Below are 733 nucleotides of genomic sequence, written 5' to 3' on the forward strand. Positions count from 1 at the left end.
TACTATAAAAATAACTTGCTTAAAAAGTTGGATAACTTAAGGAACGGCAGTGTTCAGGACAGCTACTCCTATACGTACGATGAAGCAAAGAATCAGACTTCGAAAATAGAAACGGTTCAAGGAGCAGCTAAAGGGACTACCGGATTTAGCTATGATGGACTAAATCGTCTATCGAAAGTGGTTGAACCGTCAGGCAAAACAACCGAATATACCTTTGATGAAGCTGGAAATCGCAAAAATGAAGTCATTGCACAGGGAACAAGCATTCAGGCTACGAAGTATCATTATGATAGTCAGAATCGATTGACGTACACGTCTAAAGCTGATCAGTCCGGGAAAACGGTAGAAGTTCGATATCATTATGATAGTAACGGAAACATGGTGCGGGTGAGCACCGAGTCACGAGCATTGTCGAATCCAGCTAATCAACCGGATGCAACATTTGGTATGTTTATTCCAGGTCAGCCCAATCTGAACGAACGCATATCGGATATGGTTAACGGCACAATGACGTACGAGTACAATAGTTGGAATCAACTGGTGACCTCTCTAGGCAATGAGACCATTAAGTATAAATATAATGGCGACGGCTATCGAGTAGAGAAAGTCGCAGGGAGTCAAGTTACCCGATATGTGTATGAAGGCGATAAAGTTGTGCTGGAATTGAATGAGAAGTCTGAAGTAAAGGCGCAAAATATTTACGGAACGCAGCTAGTGTCTAGGAAGATGGCAG

General features: G+C 42.4%; 1 protein-coding gene. It reads left to right on the forward strand.

All coding sequences use genetic code 11. From position 1 onward, the window contains the following. Positions 1-733 (forward strand): RHS repeat domain-containing protein (locus JFN88_RS15435; RefSeq protein WP_199020169.1); only part of this gene is annotated, 733 nt, incomplete at both ends.

This window comes from Paenibacillus roseus, assembly GCF_016424485.1.
Classification (GTDB): domain Bacteria; phylum Bacillota; class Bacilli; order Paenibacillales; family Paenibacillaceae; genus Paenibacillus_D; species Paenibacillus_D roseus.